General features: G+C 61.1%; 14 protein-coding genes. 8 read left to right on the top strand and 6 right to left on the bottom strand.

Annotation, left to right across the window (positions count from 1 at the left end; genetic code table 11):
- Positions 1–164: 164 nt before the first annotated feature.
- From IE111_RS12815 to gbcB, 4 genes are all read right to left on the bottom strand, one after another.
- Entirely contained in the window at positions 165–716 is a 552-nt protein-coding gene (locus IE111_RS12815; RefSeq protein ID WP_189609275.1) for a 4-vinyl reductase, read from the bottom strand.
- 2 nt (positions 717–718) lie between these two features.
- Entirely contained in the window at positions 719–1696 is a 978-nt protein-coding gene (locus IE111_RS12810) for a dipeptidase (RefSeq protein ID WP_189609273.1), read from the bottom strand.
- Positions 1697–2043: 347 nt separating this feature from the next.
- Complete coding sequence (gene gbdR, locus IE111_RS12805) at positions 2044–3192, bottom strand: choline metabolism transcriptional regulator GbdR (protein WP_189609271.1); 1149 nt, start codon at positions 3190–3192, stop codon at positions 2044–2046.
- A 524-nt stretch (positions 3193–3716) separates the two neighbouring features.
- Positions 3717–4844 (bottom strand): glycine betaine monooxygenase reductase subunit, encoded by a 1128-nt coding sequence (gbcB, locus tag IE111_RS12800; protein WP_308427542.1) that lies wholly within the window; start codon positions 4842–4844, stop codon positions 3717–3719.
- A 321-nt stretch (positions 4845–5165) separates the two neighbouring features.
- On the opposite strand from gbcB, the gene gbca reads away from it, so the two are divergent.
- The 3 genes from gbca to IE111_RS12785 all read left to right on the top strand — a co-directional run bounded on the left by gbca (position 5166) and on the right by IE111_RS12785 (position 9589).
- On the top strand, positions 5166–6437 hold the full coding sequence (gene gbca / locus IE111_RS12795) for a glycine betaine monooxygenase oxygenase subunit (protein WP_189609269.1): 1272 nt from the start codon (positions 5166–5168) through the stop codon (positions 6435–6437).
- Between the two features lie 307 nt (positions 6438–6744).
- A complete protein-coding gene (gene glyA / locus IE111_RS12790) occupies positions 6745–8007 on the top strand; it encodes a serine hydroxymethyltransferase (protein ID WP_189609267.1) in 1263 nt (420 codons plus the stop codon).
- A 199-nt stretch (positions 8008–8206) separates the two neighbouring features.
- Positions 8207–9589, top strand: a complete 1383-nt coding sequence (locus IE111_RS12785; RefSeq protein WP_268245029.1) for an L-serine ammonia-lyase — start codon at positions 8207–8209, stop codon at positions 9587–9589.
- A 144-nt stretch (positions 9590–9733) separates the two neighbouring features.
- Here the strand turns inward: IE111_RS12785 and IE111_RS12780 are convergent, their stop codons facing one another.
- Positions 9734–10273, bottom strand: coding sequence for a flavodoxin family protein (locus tag IE111_RS12780; RefSeq protein WP_189609265.1), 540 nt, complete (start codon positions 10271–10273; stop codon positions 9734–9736).
- Between the two features lie 394 nt (positions 10274–10667).
- On the opposite strand from IE111_RS12780, the gene IE111_RS12775 reads away from it, so the two are divergent.
- From IE111_RS12775 to purU, 5 genes are read left to right on the top strand one after another with little or no spacing between them, the layout of a single operon-like run.
- Positions 10668–11921: a sarcosine oxidase subunit beta family protein gene (locus IE111_RS12775; protein WP_189609262.1), complete on the top strand. Its 1254-nt coding sequence runs from the start codon at positions 10668–10670 to the stop codon at positions 11919–11921.
- Between the two features lie 15 nt (positions 11922–11936).
- Positions 11937–12236, top strand: coding sequence for a sarcosine oxidase subunit delta (locus tag IE111_RS12770; protein WP_189609261.1), 300 nt, complete (start codon positions 11937–11939; stop codon positions 12234–12236).
- A gap of 11 nt (positions 12237–12247) precedes the next feature.
- Positions 12248–15268, top strand: coding sequence for a sarcosine oxidase subunit alpha (locus IE111_RS12765; RefSeq protein WP_189609258.1), 3021 nt, complete (start codon positions 12248–12250; stop codon positions 15266–15268).
- A complete protein-coding gene (locus IE111_RS12760) occupies positions 15261–15977 on the top strand; it encodes a sarcosine oxidase subunit gamma (RefSeq protein WP_189609256.1) in 717 nt (238 codons plus the stop codon). Before IE111_RS12765 ends, IE111_RS12760 begins: the two co-directional genes overlap by 8 nt.
- Positions 15978–15988: 11 nt before the next feature.
- A complete protein-coding gene (gene purU / locus IE111_RS12755; protein ID WP_189609254.1) occupies positions 15989–16855 on the top strand; it encodes a formyltetrahydrofolate deformylase in 867 nt (288 codons plus the stop codon).
- Between the two features lie 236 nt (positions 16856–17091).
- Here the strand turns inward: purU and fghA are convergent, their stop codons facing one another.
- Positions 17092–17937 (bottom strand): S-formylglutathione hydrolase, encoded by an 846-nt coding sequence (gene fghA, locus IE111_RS12750; protein ID WP_189609252.1) that lies wholly within the window; start codon positions 17935–17937, stop codon positions 17092–17094.
- Positions 17938–17956: the final 19 nt, after the last annotated feature.

Raw genomic sequence — 17956 nt, 5'->3', positions numbered from 1 at the left:
CGGTCAGCCTTTTTCACTCCGCTACTGAATCTCTTGTTTTTTAGGTAACTAATCCCCTCTCCCGCTGGCGGGAGAGGGGTAGGTGGTCCGACACGTCGGAGAGGGTGGTCAAACCTCACCCTGAACTGCCCAACGCACGGAAAGGCAGTGATCAATTACGTTTCTTAGCTGCTCGTATCGAACGCCGGCACCGGCTCCACCTCAAACAGGCCATAATCCGCCCCCTCTTCAGCCGCACTCTGCGTCTGCTTTGCCTGGGTGCGAATGTCGTACCCGAGGTCGCTGGCGATCTGGTCCATGGCGCCGGCGAACCAGCCGGTGAACATGTATTCGATCTTGCGGCCGACTTTGCCGTAGTGGTAGACGAAAGCTGAGTGGTCAAGCCTGACGCGCGCCTGGCCGCGTTGGATGTCGAGGTGTTCGACGCTGAACAGGCCCCAGCCGCGTTGGGAGAGGCGTTTCATGTAGTGGTCGAACACTTCCGGGCCTTTGAGGCCGTGCAGGGCGGCTTCTTTTTCGCACCAGTGCCAGGCGGATTTGTAGCCGGCCTTGTAGAGGATGTCGGCGTAGCGCTCGGGGCCGAGCTCGGATTCGATGGCCTGGTGGTTGTTGATGAAGAAGTGACGCGGGACGTAGAGCATGGGCAATGCGTCGGTGGTCCAGATGCCGGTCTCGCTGTCGACTTCGATGGGCATTTCGGGTGCGTGTGTGGCCATGGTCATTCTCCCCATACCTCGCCGAGGATGCGCAGCCAGTTTTCACCCATGACTTTGCGCGTGAGTTGTTCGGAGAAGCCGTTGCGCAGCAGGGCTTCGGTGAGGTTCGGGAATTCGCCGACGGTGCGGATGCCGTCGGGGTTGACGATTTTGCCGAACCGGGTGAGTTCGCGGGCGTAGCCTTTGTCGTGGGTGAGCATGTCGAAGAAGGCTTTGTCCTGGCCCTGGGTAAAGTCGGTGCCGATGCCGACCTGGTCTTCGCCGACGATGTCGACGATGTAGGCGATGGCTTCGACGTAGTCGTCGATGGTGGCGTCGACCCCTTTTTTGAGGAAGGGGGTGAACATGGTGACGCCGACGAAGCCGCCGTGGTCGGCGATGAACTTGAGTTCGTCGTCGGATTTGTTGCGCGGGTGTTCTTTCAGGCCGGACGGCAGGCAGTGGGAGTAGCAGACGGGCATTTTGGATTCGAGGATGACTTCCTCGGAGGTTTTGCTGCCGACGTGGGAGAGGTCGCACATGATGCCGACGCGGTTCATTTCGGCGACGACTTCGCGGCCGAATCCGGACAGGCCGCCGTCGCGTTCGTAGCAGCCGGTGCCGATGAGGTTCTGGGTGTTGTAGCACATCTGGACGACGCCGACGCCGAGGTCTTTGAAGATCTGGATGTAGCCGAGCTGGTCTTCGAAGGCGTGGGCGTTCTGGAAGCCCATGATGATGCCGGTTTTGCCCAGCTCTTTGGCCTTTCGGATGTCGTCGGTGGTTCTGACTTTCATCACCAGGTCGCTGTTTTCGTCGATCAGTTCGTTGACCATGACGATGTTGTCGACTGTGGCCTGGAAGTCTTCCCAGACGGAGACGGTGCAGTTGGCGGCGGTGAGCTGACCTTTACGCATGTCCTCGAAGAGGTCGCGCCCCCATTTGGCGATGATGAGTCCATCGATGACGATGGAGTCCTGGTGCAATTCGGTTGCGTTCATGGCGGCACCCCGGCGGTTGTGTGGATGACAATGCAGGAAGTGTATCCACGGGGTTCTGGCCCAAGTTCACTGGATGCGACAGAGGGGGGTCCAAAATCGGCAGGGGTGTTGAAGGAGGTGAATAATGCGTTGGGTGGGCACAGGCCATCAACAACAAACCCCGATGGACACCGTTATACACGGCATCCATCGGGGTTATTGATGATTGGGGGATATGTCCAATGGCGGGCAATGTAGGTTGGATTAGCCGGTAGGCGTAATCCAACACCTAAACCAGGCACATTACCTGCCGAACAGGGCGTGGAAATGTTGGATTACGATCCTTCGGATCTAATCCAACCTACCGGTCAGCCGGTAACAGCCACCTTCGGTGTCCCGACCCGCAACGGCGCCGCCAAGAAATTCACCGCGCCGTAGGTCGGTTCGGCCTGCGCCACCCGCAAGGCTTTGAAGGAAGACGTCGGCAATTCCGCCACTGAGCCGTCATTCGGCTCGTCCAGCTGTTTTATGGACCACAATGCGGCCCGTTCCTCCTTGGGTGAGATGCCGATGTATTTCCGGTAGCAACGGCTGAAGTGCGGCGCGGAGACGAAGCCGCACATGGAGGCCACTTCGATGATCGAGCAGGTGGTCTGCTTGAGCAACTGGCGGGCCCGGTCGAGCCTCAATTTGAGGTAGTAGCGGGACGGGGTGCAGTTCAGGTGCTTGAGGAACAGACGCTCCAACTGTCGACGGGAGATACCGACGTAGCTGGCCAGTTCCTCCAGCTCGATCGGCTCTTCGATGTTGGCTTCCATCAGTTCGGTGACTTCGGCCAGTTTGGGCTGGGCGGTGGTCAGCAGACGACGCAACGGGGTACGCTGCTGTTCGTTGTCGGGGCGCACCCGGTCGCAGACGAACATGTCGCAGATGGCATTGGTCAACGCCTTGCCGTGTTGACGACCGATCATGGACAGGATCATGTCCATGGGTACGCTGCCGCCGGTACAGGTCATGCGGTCGCGGTCGAGGGTGTAGAGGTGGTTGGTGCAGTTCACACGCGGGAACCGTTCCTGCAGGGCCGCCAGGCATTCCCAGTGGGCGCTGCAGTTGTAGCCGTCGAGCAGGCCGCCGCTGGCGAGCACATAGGCGCCGGTACAGACGGCACCGAGCAGGACTTTGCGCTGAGCCTGGTTCTGCAGCCAGTGGACTTCTTTGTTGGTGAAGCTGCGGGTGATGTCGACGCCGCCGACGACGATGACGATGTCGAAGGTTTTCTTATCGGCGATCGAGCCGTCGGGGGCGATGGCGATGCCGTCGCTGGCCTTGACGGTATCCCCGTCACGGGACAGCAGTTGCCAGGTATAGAGCTCACTGCCGGTCAGCTGATTGGCCATTCTCAACGGCTCAATCGCCGACGCCAACGCGACCAGAGTGAAGTTGTCGATCAGCAGGAACCCGACCCGATAGGGCTGAGGACCAGCGGCGTTGGCTGGAGATACAGTGTTCTCATTCATGGACTTACCCCTCTGTTGTAACTTGTAAGTCCAGTCGCTTGCGTTGGAGCATTGCGGACTCCCGGGTGCGACTGTTTATTGTTGTAGATTGGGGGTATCCATGGGCTGAGCTAGCCCAGGGTCGCAACCCCCTCGTTGTTTGTCATACGGCCTCTGACTTTTTTATGAGGGTGTTCCGAACCCGACATCTTCGAAATATACGGAGCCACCCTCCCGGGCGCAAACGTTAAAACGCTTCAAAGTGTTAAGGTACCCGTGTCGCCTTTCGGCAAGGTACCTTGAACCCCTGACAGACTCCGCCGTACTGGCTTGGAGCCCCTCTCCCTAACGTCTATCGCTGTGCTCATGGTACGTCCGGTGTCGGGCGCCGAGTTATCCAAAAACGTCACCATGAGCGTCGCTCAGGGTTCATTCACGACACAAGCCTTGAAGCCCTTCGCAAGCTGTGAATCTATTTATGACAATCCCACATAAATTAGAAGGAATTGTCTTCGCTTTGAATCGAAATCGGTCCCGTCGGCCGGTTACCCCTCGATCACCAGATCGGATGTCGGCGTACTGCAGCACGACAGAATGTAGCCCTCGGCCAGGTCCTCCTCGGTGATGCCGCCATTGTGCTGGATATCCACATCGCCGGTCTTTTTGAGCACCTTGCAGGTGCCGCAGATGCCCACACCGCAAGCTTTGGGAATGTTCAGCCCGAGTCGGCCGGCGGCGGCGTGGACGGTCTCGCCCGGAGGCACCTGAACGCTCATGCCGGTTTCCGTGAACTCGACGGTGAACATGTCGGCGTCCTTGATCTCTTCGGCTTCCTTGACCGCGATCTCGGCCTGCTCCAACGCGTCCTGGGTGACATCCGCTGGCGTCGCGCCAAAGGACTCCTCGTGGTAGAGGTCCATGTCGAAGCCGTTGTCGATCAACAGTTGCTTGATCGCCCGCATGTAGGGCGTCGGACCGCAGCAGAAAATCCGCCGGCTCAGGTAATCCGGAACAATCATCTCCAGCTTGGCCTGGTCCAGGAAACCGCGATAGCCGTTCCAGGCCTGCCCGATCTCGATGCGCTCGCTGATGACCGACAGGTTGAAGTTGCGTACGCGCGAGCACATGTGCTCCAGCTCGCGCTGGAAGATCACGTCGTTCGGTGTACGGGCACTGTGGACGAACTGCATGTCGACATCGGCATTGGTGTCGAAGTACCAGCGTGCCATGGACATCAGCGGTGTGATGCCGACCCCGCCGGAGAGCAGCAGGACCTTCTCGGCCGGATGGTCGATGCAGTTGAAGTTGCCGACCGGGCCGTGAACGGCCAGTTCGTCCTGCTCCTTGAGGTTGTCGTGCAGCCAGTTGGAGACCCGACCGCCCGGAACCCGCTTGACGGTGATGGAGAAACTGTAGGGCACCGACGGCGAGCTGGAGATGGTGTAGGAGCGCATCACCTGTTCGCCATCGATATCCAGTTCCAGCGTCACGAACTGGCCGGGCTTGAAGAAGAACATGATCGACTGCTCGGCGTTGAAGCAGAAGGTCTTGACGTCCCAGGTCTCACGAATCACCCGGACGCACCGGACCAGGTGACGGCCATTGGCCCACACCCGGGTATTGAGCATGTTGAAGTGAGCGGAGGACTCGGTGGCTTCGGTGACGCTGGTCATGTTGTATTCTCCGTCGAGGGCGGAACTCCGCCAGTGGTCTGTTTGCCCCGACATTCTCATGAAAACCGACACCGGCCAGTTAACCAATTACGACATACCGTTGATCAACTTCTCCAACCGCCGAGTCTACCCGCGACATCCGCCCCAACCGAGTCGAAAAGTTGCGCGGGAATGTCGCGAATGGACAAATAGACACCAATACCCACACTGAAAATGAGGTCGCTTTTCGGACGCCACCGACGATGTCGACGTGGCGCGGGTATCCACAACGGCGGCCGGTGCCGAGCCGGCTTACATCGCCTTTTACAGGAATCGCTCCAAATGACCGAATTCGATCTGCTCAATCTCAAATACCACCACCTCGGGGAAGCTCGGCAGGACATGAGCCGGTTGCTGAAGGAGCGCCCCGGAAACCTGTCCCTGCCGCAGTCGCTGTATAACGACCCCTTCCTGTTCCGTGTGGATATGGAAGAGGTGTTCATGAAAGAGTGGCTCTTTGTCGGCATGACCTGCGAGGTGCCGACACCGGGCGCCTATATGACGGTGGAGATCGGTCAGAACCCGGTTCTGGTCGTGCGTGACCGGGATGGCGAGGTCCGCGCCTTTCACAACGTCTGCCGTCATCGGGGCTCGCGTATCTGCACCGGCAAGCAGGGCAAGGTCGCCAACCTGACCTGCCCCTACCACCAGTGGACCTACGACCTGAAAGGCAACCTGCTGTTCGCCGGTACCGAAATGGGCGACTCTTTCGATAAGGGCGAGCATGGTCTGAAACCCGCGCATTGCAAGACCGCCGGCGGCTTCATCTATGTGTGCCTGGCGGAAGGCGAACCGCCGGAAATCGACGACTATCTCGACACCCTGGCCACCTACATGGAACCCTACGACATGGAGAACGCCAAGGTTGCGGCCGAATCCACACTGGAGGAAAACGCCAACTGGAAGCTGGTGATCGAGAACAACCGCGAGTGCTACCACTGCTCCGGTTCCCACCCGGAACTGCTGCGCACCCTGCTGGAATGGGACGACACCAACGACCCGCGCGCCACGCCCGAATTCAAGGCGCTGTGCGAACGCCAGGCCGCCGAATGGGACCAGGAAGGTATACCCCACAAGCACGTCGAATTCGGCCTGCGCAACCGCCTCGTCCGCATGCCGCTGAAGGAAGGCACCTCGGTGATGACCATGGACGGCAAGCCGGCCTGCACCAGGAAACTCGGCCGCATCCAGAACCAGAACCTCGGGTCCATGCGGATTCTGCACCTGCCGAATTCCTGGAACCACATGCAGAGCGACCACGCCATCGTCTTCCAGGTTCAGCCGATATCGGCGCAGAAGACACTGGTCACTACCAAATGGCTGGTGCACAAGGACGCCGTCGAAGGCCAGGACTACGACTTGGAGCGGTTGCGCCATGTCTGGGACCAGACCAACAAGCAGGACCGGGAACTGGCGGAGCAAAACCAGTTGGGGATCAACTCGCTGGCGTATCAACCCGGCCCTTATTCCGAGACGTTCGAGTTCGGCGTCATCAACTTCCTGGGTTGGTACAGCGACACAGTCCTCAAGAACCTGACCCAGTCCGCGTTGTAATTAGTAGGGCAGAAGAGGCTTTGCCGATATCTGCCGTGGGTAGACGAATGTGCCGGTGGTACGTCCACTGGCTTAATAGCCTACCGCGGCAGATAACGCTGTCACCCGATGCCGGGATGCCGGACCAGACGTACCACTTCTGCCCTACGACCCTGCCCCCAACCCGATCCGGGCCACTCTGTCGCAAATCATCGCCACCATGTCGTGCCAAAGCAGATCATCGTACCGGCACCGGCCTACTATCCCCTCCAATCACAACCGCGCCTGGCCCGTCAGGTTCGCACTCACCCAACAGGAATTCGCAGCCATGTTCGATAAAACCAGAACCCTTGCCTCATACGACGACACCCTCTGGGCGGCCATGCAGGATGAAGCGATACGCCAGGAAGACCACCTCGAACTGATCGCTTCCGAAAACTACACCAGCCCCGTGGTGATGGAAGCCCAGGGCTCCTGCCTGACCAACAAATACGCCGAAGGCTACCCCGCCAAGCGCTACTACGGCGGGTGCGAACACGTCGACCGGGTGGAACAGCTGGCCATCGACCGCGCCAAGGCCCTGTTCGGCGCCGACTACGCCAACGTCCAGCCGCACTCCGGCTCCCAGGCCAACGCCGCCGTCTACATGGCGCTGCTCAACGCGGGCGACACCGTGCTCGGCATGAGCCTCGCCCATGGCGGCCACCTGACCCATGGCGCCCACGTCAGCTTCTCCGGCAAGTTGTACAACGCCGTCCAATACGGCCTGAACGAAGCCACCGGCGAAATCGACTACGACCAGGTCGAAGCCCTGGCCAAGGAACACAAACCCGGCATGATCGTCGCCGGCTTCTCCGCCTACTCTCGCGTCGTCGACTGGGCCCGCTTCCGCGAGATCGCCGACAGCGTCGGCGCTTACCTGATGGTCGACATGGCCCACGTCGCCGGCCTCGTCGCCGCCGGCGTCTATCCCAACCCGCTGCCGCATGCGCATGTCGTCACCACCACCACGCACAAAACCCTGCGCGGCCCGCGCGGCGGCCTGATCCTGAGCCAGGGTCAGCCCGAGCTTGAGAAAAAGTTCAATTCAGCCGTCTTCCCCGCCGGCCAGGGCGGGCCCCTGATGCACGTCATCGCCGGCAAGGCCGTCGCCTTCAAGGAAGCCGCCGAACCCGACTTCCAGGCCTACCAGCAACAGGTCGTCCGCAACGCCCAGGCCATGGCCGACGTCTTCATCGAACGCGGCTACGACGTCGTCTCCGGCGGCACCGACAACCACCTCTTCCTGCTCAGCCTGGTCAAACAGGGCCTGACCGGAAAAGACGCCGACGCCGCCCTTGGTGACGCCCACATCACCGTCAACAAAAACGCCGTCCCGAACGATCCACAGTCCCCGTTCGTCACGTCCGGTCTGCGCATCGGGTCACCGGTGATCACCACGCGGGGATTGCAGGAAAACGAATCCCGTGCTCTGGCGGGTTGGATCGCCGACATCCTCGATGGATTGCAGGCGGGTGACGCCAGTTCTGTGATCAATGAAGTGCGGGAGAAAGTAAGTCAGCTGTGTCGGGATTTTCCGGCTTACAGTTAAATTTTTTTGATTTGTGTTGCCCAGAGGCTAGCGATGGATGCCCGGTATGCTCATTAGAGGGAGTCCGCAGCATGGATGCTGCGGTCTAGGCCCCATGGATGGGTTCACGCCGACCTCTAATGAGCATACCGGGTAGCCAGCGCGGGTTCCTGCCTCCCAACGAAACCCAACCACTGAGACAAACCAGGGGAGAACCACCGTGGCCATCAGTCTATTCGACATGTTGAAAATCGGCATCGGCCCATCCAGCTCCCATACGGTTGGCCCGATGGCCGCCGCGCGCCGCTTCGTCCGCGGCCTGAAAAAATCCGACCTGCTTACCAATGTCGCCCGCATCGACATCCAGCTGTACGGCTCCCTCGGTGCCACCGGCAAAGGCCACGGCACCGGCCCGGCGGTCTTAATGGGTCTGGAAGGTCACAGGCCGGACGCCATCGACCCGGCGATCCTGCCGCCGCGCACGGACGAGATCCGCACCCAGGGTGAACTGCTGCTAAACGGTGAACACCCGATCACCTTTGATGAGAAAAGCGACCTCACCTATCACCGGAAAGAAACCCTGCCCTACCACCCGAACGGCATGATGTTCACCGCCTTCGACGAGCAAGGCGGGATACTGCGGCAACGCACCTACTATTCGGTCGGTGGCGGATTCGTCGTCGACGAAAAAGCGGCGGGCGCCGACCGCATCGTCGAGGACAAGACACCGCTGCCCTATCCGTTCAAGACCGCAGCCCACTTGCTGGAGCAATGCAAATACTCCGGCTTGACCATCCCCGAAATCATGATGGCCAACGAACAGGTCTGGCGCAGCGAGACCGAGATCCGCGAAGGCATTCTGCACATCTGGCAGGTCATGCAGGAATGCGTGCAGAACGGCATCAGGAACGAAGGCATTTTACCCGGCGGGCTGAAGGTGAAGCGTCGTGCGGCGACACTTTACGCGTCGCTGATGGAAGCCGACCGACAGGATCTGATCTCCCCATCGCTCAGCGCCATGGACTGGGTCAATCTCTACGCCCTCGCGGTGAACGAAGAAAACGCCGCCGGTGGCCGCATGGTGACCGCCCCCACCAACGGCGCCGCCGGCATCATCCCGGCCGTGTTGCACTACTACTGGAACTGGTGCCCGAACGCCACCGAAGAGGGCGTCATACGCTTCCTGTTAACGGCCGCCGCCATCGGCATCCTGTTCAAGGAAAACGCCTCGATCTCCGGTGCCGAAGTCGGCTGCCAGGGCGAAGTCGGTTCCGCCTGCGCCATGGCCGCCGGAGGACTCGCCGCCGCGACCGGCGCAACGGCCGAACAGATCGAGAACGCCGCCGAGATCGGTATGGAACACCACCTGGGGCTGACGTGCGATCCGATCGGCGGGCTGGTCCAGGTGCCCTGTATCGAACGCAACGCGGTGGGCGCGGTCAAGGCAATCAATGCCGCTGTAATGGCTCTGCGCGGGAACGGTGAGCATTTCGTGTCGCTGGACAAGGTGATTCGCACGATGCGGGATACCGGTCGGGACATGCTGGACAAGTACAAGGAAACGTCGCGCGGTGGGTTGGCGGTCAATGTGATTGAGTGTTGAGAAAGACTGGGTATTGAATGTGTAGGGCAGAAGAGGCTTAGCCGATATCTGCCGTGAGTAGGATACGGTGCCAGTAGCCGATCCACCGCCACCGCTGGAAGCGGCCGATGTCGGCTAGGCCTCTTCTGCCCTACAATCGTGCCATCACGCCAGTCGTGTCAGAAAATCATCCAGCCGACTCTGCAACTCCGGCCCGAAACTCTCATCCGACAAGAGGGCGTTCATCACCGCTTCGTCATCCTTGCGCTTGTCCTCGGGCAGGGTCAGCACCACCGGAAAGGCCGCGCATTGCCGGCACCGATCACCCAGCAAAGTGCGCACCTGTCTGAACACACCTTCATACCCAAAGGTACCGTCCTTGTCCGCATCAACGCTGCCACAGCAGGTGGCGAAGTCGACTTCATCGACCTGGGTCCCATACCGCTTCAGGGCGGTTCGAAGCGGTGCGATCAGGCGTCCCATCCAGACCGGGCCGCACACCACCAGACGGTCGTACTGTTGAACGTCGTGTGTCAGCGGTCGAATGCCCGGCGAGAACGGCAGAAAGCTGAACAGGATCTGGAACAACAACCCGCCCAGCCGAGGCCGAATGGCTTCGAGGTCGGCGTTCAGGTGGCTGGCGACGTGTTCGGCCAGGTAGCGGTTGTTGCCGGTTCGGCTGTAGTAGAGGACCAGGGTGTTCATGGGGGTGGTCTCATTGAGGGTGTGATGCGGAAAGTTTAATTCGGGTGGGATGGGTTGGGTTGTCCTACATCAATTGTGCGTTCAATCGTAGGGCCGAAGAGGCTCCGCCGATATCGGCCGTGGGTAATACCGATGGCAATATCCCGCCCATCGCCACCGGTATAAACGGCCGATATCGGCGTAGCCTCTTCGGCCCTACGGTCCTTCCCCACCCCCTGTCGCAAATCATCACCCCGGTGTCGTGGGCAAGCAGATGAATCCGGGGGTGGGGGCATACCATCCCTTCATCTTGTCCCACACCCGAGGCTCGGGCATGGTGGGACAGTCACAGACGTCGAGCCCTGATCCACCCACGGCGACAGCCCATCCGGTGGCCACCTGAGAGGACCCGAACATGCAGAAATATTCCGGCTTCGGACTGCTGAAACACGCCCTGACCTATCACGAGAACTGGCAACGGGTCTGGCGCAGCCCCAAACCGAAAAAGAAGTACGACGTGATCATCGTCGGCGGGGGTGGCCATGGCCTGGCGACGGCCTATTACCTGGCCAAGGAACACAACATCACCAATGTGGCGGTCATCGAGAAGGGCTACCTGGGCGGTGGCAACACGGCGCGGAACACGACCATCGTGCGCTCGAACTACCTGTGGGACGAGTCCGCCTGGCTCTATGAACACGCCATGAAGTTGTGGGAAGGTCTGTCGCAGGACCTGAACTACAACCTGATGTTTTCCCAGCGCGGCGTATTGAACCTGGGCCATACCCTGCAGGACATGCGCGACATCCACCGCCGCGTCAACGCCAACCGGCTGAACGGCATCGACAGCTACGCGCTCGATGCCCAGGGCGTGCAGGAGATCGTGCCGATTCTGGATTGCTCCTCGAACGCCCGCTATCCGGTACTCGGCGCCTCCTGGCAGCCGCGCGCCGGTGTGGCGCGGCACGACGCCGTCGCCTGGGGCTTCGCCCGCGCGGCCGATGCCATGGGCGTGGATTTGATTCAGCAGTGCGAGGTCAGCGACATCCTGATCGAAGACGGCGCAACCGTCGGTGTGAAGACCAAACAACACGGTACCATTCTGGGCGAGCGCGTCGGCTGCGTCGTGGCCGGTAACTCGGGCGTGCTGGCGGAAATGGCCGGCTTCAAATTGCCCATTGAGTCCCACCCGCTGCAGGCGCTGGTCTCCGAACCGATCCGGCCGATCCTGGACACCGTGGTCATGTCCAACCACGTACACGGCTACATCTCCCAGTCCGACAAAGGCGACCTGGTCATCGGCGCCGGCATCGACGGCTACAACGGCTACGGCCAGCGCGGCTCCTACCCGACCGTGGAACACACGCTGCAGGCCATCGTCGAGATGTTCCCGATGTTCAGCCGGGTGCGGATGAACCGCCAGTGGGGCGGCATTGTCGATACCTGCCCGGACGCCTGCCCGATCATTTCCGACACCCCGGTCGAGAACCTGTTTTTCAATTGCGGCTGGGGCACCGGCGGCTTCAAGGCGACCCCCGGTTCAGGCCATGTGTTCGCGGCGACGCTGGCCAAGGGCGTCGCCCACGATCTGGCCAAACCCTTTTCCATGTTCCGTTTCCACAACGGAGCCCTGGTCGACGAACACGGCGCCGCGGGCGTCGCGCACTGAGCGAGGAATGGCAGCATGTTTTACATCTATTGTCCGTACTGCGGCGAACACCGGGAGGAAGAGGAGTTCCACCCCAAAGGTCAGGCGCACCTCGCGCGCCCGGAGAATCCGGACGAGTGCACCGACGAGGAATGGGGCAACTACCTGTATTTCCGGGATAACCCGCGCGGGATACACCATGAAATCTGGGTGCATGCCATCGGTTGTCGCAAGTTCTTCAACGTGACGCGCGACACCCAGACGTACGAGATCAAGGAATCCTACCGGATGGGTGCGACTCCCGAGGTCACCCACGCTAACGACCCGCTGTCTTGAGAGGCGACGCCATGACACAAACCAACCGTCTCAACACCGGTGGCCGCATCGATCGAAGCCAACCGGTCACCTTCCAGTTCAACGGCCAATCCTATCAGGGGTACCGGGGCGATACGCTCGCCTCGGCGTTGCTGGCCAACGGCGTCGACGTGGTCGGACGCAGCTTCAAGTACAGCCGTCCGCGCGGCATTGTCGCCGCCGGTGCGGAAGAGCCGAACGCGGTCTTTCAGCTCGGTGCCACCGAAGCGACCCAGGTGCCGAACGTGCGCGCCACCCAGCAGGATATTTTCGACGGCCTGGTCGCCCAGCCGACCAGCGGCTGGCCGAACCTGAACTTCGATTTTATGGGCACCTTCAGCAAGGTGTTCGGCCGCATGCTGCCGCCCGGGTTCTACTACAAGACCTTCATGTTCCCGCAGGCTGCCTGGGAAACCTACGAGAAATACATCCGCAAGGCGGCGGGTCTGGGTCGGTCACCGCGCGTGAAAGACGCTGATACTTACGACCACATGAACCAGCACACCGATGTGCTGATCGTCGGTGCCGGCCCGACCGGCCTGGCGGCGGCGCTCTCCGCCGCCCGGGCCGGGGCCCGTGTGATCCTGGCCGACGAGCAGGCCGAGATGGGCGGTTCGCTGCTGGCGACGCGCGATCAGTTGGACGGCCAGGCAGCCGCCGACTGGGTCAAGGCCACACTGGACGAACTGGCCGGTTACGATCATGTGCAACTGTTGCCGCGTTCGACGGTCAACGGCTATCACGACCATAACTTCCTGACGATTCATCAGCGTCGTACCGACCACTTGGCCGACAAAGCGCCGGACAACATCTCGCGTCAGCGCCTGCACCGCGTCCGCGCCAAATGGGTCCTGTTGGCCACCGGCGCGCACGAGCGGCCGCTGGTGTACGGCAACAACGACGTGCCCGGTTGCATGGTCGCCTCGGCTGTGTCCACCTACATCAACCAATATGCGGTCGCCCCCGGCCGTCGTCTGGTGCTGATGACCAGCAACGACTACGCCTACCGCACCGCCTTCGACTGGCAGGACGCCGGCCGCGAGGTCGTTGCCATCGTCGATTCGCGCCACGATGTAAGCGGTCGCTACCAGGAAGAGGCCCGTCGTCGCGGCATCAAGCTGCTGCTCGGTCAGGGCGTGATCGAAGCGCGCGGCAACAAGCGTGTTGACGGCGCCGTTGTTGCGCAACTGGATCCCACCGGCGACAAAGTCGTCGGTGGTGGTCGGGTTCTGGATTGCGACACCATCGCCACATCGGGCGGTTGGAGCCCGGCTTTGCATCTGTCCTGTCACACCGGCAGTCGACCGGTCTGGGACGACGAGGTCATCGGCTTCGTACCGGGCAAGACCGTGCAGCAACAACTGGTCGCCGGCGCCGTGGCCGGAACCTTCACTTTGAACGAATGCCTGAAGGAAGGCGCGCAAAAAGGCGCCGAGGCCGCCGCGCTGGCCGGTTTCCCGTCGCAGGCCGTTAAAACCCCGAGCACCGAGCACTGGCCGGAAGCCAAGCCAATGGCTCTGTTCTGCGTACCGCACAAAAAGCGCAACAGCCGGGCGCCGAAGCAGTTCGTGGATTTCCAGACCGACGTCACCGCCGCCGCCATCGAACTGGCGACGCGCGAGGGCTTCGAGTCCATCGAACACGTCAAGCGCTACACGGCGATGGGCTTCGGTACCGACCAGGGCAAGCTGGGCAACATCAACGGCATGGCGATCGCCGCCAAGTCGATGAACAAGACGATCCCGGAAACCGGCACCACGATTTTCCGGCCGAACTACACACCGGTGACCTTCGGCGCCATCGCCGGCCGCCATTGCCGCGATCTGTTCGACCCGATGCGCTACAGCGCCATGCACGAATGGCACGTCAAGCAAGGCGCCGAATTCGAGGACGTCGGCCAGTGGAAACGCCCCTGGTACTTCCCGAAACCGGGCGAGACCATGCAGCAGGCGCTGGACCGCGAATGCCTGGCCACGCGTGAGAGCGTCGGCATTCTGGACGCCTCCACGCTGGGCAAGATCGACATCCAGGGCAAGGATGCGCGCGAGTTCCTTGGCCGCGTCTACACCAACGCCTGGGCCAAGCTGCCGGTCGGCAAGTGCCGCTACGGCCTGATGTGCCACGAAGACGGCATGGTGTTCGACGACGGTGTGACATCCTGCATGGGCGAAAACCATTTCGTGATGACCACCACCACCGGTGGCGCCGCCGGTGTGCTGGAATGGCTTGAGTTCTATCACCAGACCGAATGGCCGGAGATGGAGGTGTACATGAACACCGTCACCGACCATTGGGCGACGATGACCATCGCCGGGCCGAACGCGCGCAAGCTGCTGTCCGAATTGACCGACGACATCAATCTGGACCGCGACAGCTTCAAGTTCATGGACTGGCGCCAGGGCACCGTGGCCGGCGTACCGGCACGGGTGTTCCGCATTTCCTTCACCGGTGAGCTGTCGTACGAAATCAACGTTCAGGCGAACTATGGCCTGCACGTCTGGGAGAAGCTGTTCGAACACGGCGCCAAGTACAACCTGACGCCCTACGGCACCGAGACCATGCACATCCTGCGTGCCGAGAAAGGCTTCATCATCGCCGGCCAGGACACCGACGGTTCCGTCCATCCGTACGATCTGGGCATGAGCTGGGCCGTGAAGGAAGACAAGCCGTACAGCTTCATCGGCAAGCGCGGCATGAAGCGCGAGGACTGTGTGCGCGACTACCGCAAGCAACTGGTCGGGCTGAAAACCAAGGATCCGAGCATCGTATTGCCGGAGGGTGCCCAGGCCGTGGACGACCCGAACCACCCGATCCCGGTGCCGATGCTGGGGCACATCACCTCCAGCTACTACAGCGCCAACCTGGGTCGATCGATTGCGCTGGGAGTGGTCAAAGGCGGTCACGATCGCATGGGCGAGACCGTGTACTACCCTCTGACCGACGGCCGTGTCGTCGAAGCCGAAATCTGCAGCACCATATTCCTGGATCCGAAAGGGGAGCGTCAAAATGTCTGAAGTGATCAACAAGACGGTCGACGAGGCCACCCAGGTGGCCATCATGGACCAATGCCCGACAGCGGATGTTCCGGCGCGCAGTCCCCTGGCGCACCAGGATCAGTCGTCGAAGGTGGCGCCGCAAAACCCGGGCGTGTTCCTGTGGGAGGACGCCCTGAAAACCCATCTGGTGCTGCGCGGCGATGCCAACAACGCCGACTTCCGCCAGGGTATCGAAGCCGCGACCGGGCTCGATTTGCCCGAGGCGTTGCAAAGCACCCAGTCCGACGACTGGGCGCTCGGTTGGATCGCGCCCGACGAATGGCTGCTGACCGGGCCCGGGGACCAGGCGTTCGCCATGGAAACGACACTGCGCAAACACCTCAGCGGTCATTACGCGGTGATCAATGTCAGCGGCGGCCAGACCCTGGTCCGGCTTGCCGGACCGGAAGCCCGGTCTGTCCTGATGAAGAGCTGCCCCTACGACGTGCACGATCGCAACTTCCCGATCGGTAAAATCGTCAACACCGTGCTGGCCAAATCCCAGGCGACGATCCGCCGCCTCGGCGAGAACGACTGGGAGCTGGTGGTGCGGCGCAGCTTCGCCGATTACATCTGGCGTTGGCTGATGGATGCCAGTGGCGAATACGGCCTGCACCTGGGCCAACCCGATGCCGCCACGGCGGCGCGTCAGTCCAACCCGAGCCGGGCCAACCCGGTCGAAGGCTGAGGGCGCGAACCATGGGCGTCAAAGAGCAACGCTGGATCCTGACGGCTCAATGCCCGAGCCGTCTGGGCACTGTGGATGTCGTTACGCGCAGTCTCGCGGAGACGGAAAACTACATCGTCACGATGAATTCGTTCGACGACAAGGCGACGGAGAGTTTCAGCATCCGCGTCGAATTCCGGCCGCTCGGCGGCGAACACTCGCTGGAGAAATTCCGCGAGCTGTTCGACGCCCGCGCCGCCGGCTTCGACATGCAGTGGCAACTGACGGAGCCGGACCACCGGACTCGCACGGCGATCCTGGTGTCGAAATACGATCACTGCCTGAACGACCTGCTGTACCGTTACCGGACCGGTGAACTGGCGATCGAGATTCCGTTGATCATCTCCAACCACCCGGACCTGAAACACCTGGCGGACTGGCACGGCATCCCGTATTTCCATCTGCCGATCACACCGGAGACCAAACCGGAACAGGAAGGCAAGGTCTGGCGCTTGATCAACGAGTACGACTGCGAACTGGTCGTGCTCGCGCGCTACATGCAGGTGCTGTCGTCGGAGTTGTCCGCCAAGCTGGATGGCTGGGCGATCAATATTCACCATTCACTACTGCCCGGATTCAAGGGCGCCAAACCGTACCACCAGGCCTGGGCCAAGGGCGTCAAGTTAGTGGGCGCCACCGCGCACTATGTGAACGACGATCTGGATGAAGGCCCGATCATTTCACAGGGCGTACAGGCGGTGGATCACAATCACTATCCGGAGGATCTGGTGGCCAAGGGACAGGACATCGAGAGTCAGACGTTGGCCCGGGCGGTGCGGTACCACACCGAAAAACGGGTGTTTTTAACCGGGGATCGGACGGTGGTGTTTCCGGATTGAACCGAGAGCATCGCGCAATGCCGTCGATGTGTTGGGTACGGCCTTCGGCCTAACCCAACCTACAAGTAGGGCAGAAGAGCCCGAAGGGCGTTATCTGCCAAGTGACGTAGGGTGGGCACCGCCCACCATATGCATACCAAGGCACCACACAACCCATATCCAAAAGAGCGAATGTTACCAAGTAGGTTGGATTAGGCGCGCCTGCGCGCCGTAATCCAACACCATCTCAACGGCGGTTACGCACCCAAATACCGGCTATGAAACCGCAGGTGATCCTCAATAAAACTCGAAATAAAATAATAACTGTGGTCGTACCCTTCCTGCATCCGTAACTCCAACGGATACGACCGCTCCTCTGCCACCGCGCGTAATGTTTCCGGCTGCAACTGCTCGTTCAGGAACCCATCGGCATCCCCCTGATCCACCAAAGCCGGAACAAATTGCTCGGCCTTCGCCATCAACACACAGCTGTCATAGGCTTTCCAAGCCTCAGCATCGTCCCCCAAATAATTCGAGAACGCCTTCTGTCCCCAGGGCACATCAATCGGATTCACAATCGGCGCGAACGCCGACACTGACGTAAACCGATCCGGATTCCGCAAGGCGATCATCAAGGCCCCATGCCCACCCATCGAATGCCCGCTGATGGCGCGAGTCGAGGTGACCGGAAATTCCGCTTCCACGATTTCCGGTAATTCATGCACCACATAGTCGTACATGCGATAGTGCCGGCTCCAGGGCGATTGCGTGGCGTTGACGTAAAAACCAGCGCCATGCCCGAAATCGTACGCGCCATCGGGGTCGTCCGGTACATCATCGCCGCGCGGGCTGGTGTCCGGTGCGACAATGGCAATGCCGAGTTCGGCGGCCATGCGGTGGGCACCGGCTTTCTGCATAAAGTTCTCGTCGGTGCAGGTCAGACCCGACAGCCAGTACAGCACCGGTACCGGTTCGCCCGATACAGCCTTGGGCGGCATATAGACGGCAAACCGCATGGTGCACTGGAGCGTCTTTGATTCGTGTTGAACCTGCTTGTGCCAGCCGCCGAAACTCTTGGCGGTGCTGGCGATTTCGATCGTCATGGATGAGCTCCTGATCGGT

Origin of the sequence: Saccharospirillum salsuginis (assembly GCF_014651855.1) — a bacterium.
Lineage (GTDB): Bacteria > Pseudomonadota > Gammaproteobacteria > Pseudomonadales > Natronospirillaceae > Saccharospirillum > Saccharospirillum salsuginis.
Note: the sequence above shows the minus strand (reverse complement) of the source record. Positions and strands in the feature narration are given on the sequence as shown.

Coding starts and splice junctions, on each gene's coding strand:
- IE111_RS12815 (WP_189609275.1), bottom strand. CDS start 716: ATGGCCACACACGCACCCGAAATGCCCATCGAAGTCGACAGCGAGACC.
- IE111_RS12810 (WP_189609273.1), bottom strand. CDS start 1,696: ATGAACGCAACCGAATTGCACCAGGACTCCATCGTCATCGATGGACTC.
- gbdR (WP_189609271.1), bottom strand. CDS start 3,192: ATGAATGAGAACACTGTATCTCCAGCCAACGCCGCTGGTCCTCAGCCC.
- gbcB (WP_308427542.1), bottom strand. CDS start 4,844: ATGACCAGCGTCACCGAAGCCACCGAGTCCTCCGCTCACTTCAACATG.
- gbca (WP_189609269.1), top strand. CDS start 5,166: ATGACCGAATTCGATCTGCTCAATCTCAAATACCACCACCTCGGGGAA.
- glyA (WP_189609267.1), top strand. CDS start 6,745: ATGTTCGATAAAACCAGAACCCTTGCCTCATACGACGACACCCTCTGG.
- IE111_RS12780 (WP_189609265.1), bottom strand. CDS start 10,273: ATGAACACCCTGGTCCTCTACTACAGCCGAACCGGCAACAACCGCTAC.
- IE111_RS12775 (WP_189609262.1), top strand. CDS start 10,668: ATGCAGAAATATTCCGGCTTCGGACTGCTGAAACACGCCCTGACCTAT.
- IE111_RS12770 (WP_189609261.1), top strand. CDS start 11,937: ATGTTTTACATCTATTGTCCGTACTGCGGCGAACACCGGGAGGAAGAG.
- IE111_RS12765 (WP_189609258.1), top strand. CDS start 12,248: ATGACACAAACCAACCGTCTCAACACCGGTGGCCGCATCGATCGAAGC.
- IE111_RS12760 (WP_189609256.1), top strand. CDS start 15,261: ATGTCTGAAGTGATCAACAAGACGGTCGACGAGGCCACCCAGGTGGCC.
- purU (WP_189609254.1), top strand. CDS start 15,989: ATGGGCGTCAAAGAGCAACGCTGGATCCTGACGGCTCAATGCCCGAGC.
- fghA (WP_189609252.1), bottom strand. CDS start 17,937: ATGACGATCGAAATCGCCAGCACCGCCAAGAGTTTCGGCGGCTGGCAC.